The sequence below is a fragment of the Vibrio sp. S234-5 genome, from assembly GCF_000960595.1.
In the GTDB taxonomy this organism is placed as follows: Bacteria; Pseudomonadota; Gammaproteobacteria; order Enterobacterales; family Vibrionaceae; genus Vibrio.
This window is the reverse complement of the sequence record NZ_JZAM01000180.1, coordinates 1-371: the sequence shown is the minus strand read 5'-3', so window position 1 is coordinate 371 and position 371 is coordinate 1. Positions and strand designations below refer to the sequence as shown.

Below are 371 nucleotides of genomic sequence, written 5' to 3'. Positions count from 1 at the left end.
CGCCCTTTCACGGCGGTAACAGGGGGTCGACTCCCCTACGGGATACCACGGGTCGTTAGCTCAGTCGGTAGAGCAGTTGACTTTTAATCAATTGGTCGCAGGTTCGAATCCTGCACGACCCACCATTCCTTCCATTGGGAATTAAAATCAAGAAATGGGGCTATAGCTCAGCTGGGAGAGCGCCTGCCTTGCACGCAGGAGGTCAGCAGTTCGATCCTGCTTAGCTCCACCATTCTTGAATAAATGGGCGATTAGCTCAGTTGGGAGAGCACCTGCCTTACAAGCAGGGGGTCACTGGTTCGAACCCGGTATCGCCCACCACTCTTTAAATATTTTTGTGTCACTAAATGAAGCCTCCTCTTAATGTGGAT

Annotated in this window: 3 tRNA genes; all 3 read left to right on the top strand. The window is 51.5% G+C overall.

Going from position 1 to position 371, the window contains the following annotated elements:
• Positions 1–49: 49 nt before the first annotated feature.
• The 3 genes from UF06_RS08335 (at position 50) to UF06_RS08325 (ending at position 321) form a co-directional block, all read left to right on the top strand.
• A tRNA-Lys gene (locus tag UF06_RS08335) sits at positions 50–125 on the top strand.
• A 31-nt stretch (positions 126–156) separates the two neighbouring features.
• Positions 157–232, top strand: a tRNA-Ala gene (locus UF06_RS08330).
• A 13-nt stretch (positions 233–245) separates the two neighbouring features.
• Positions 246–321, top strand: a tRNA-Val gene (locus UF06_RS08325).
• The last annotated feature ends 50 nt before the right edge of the window (positions 322–371 follow it).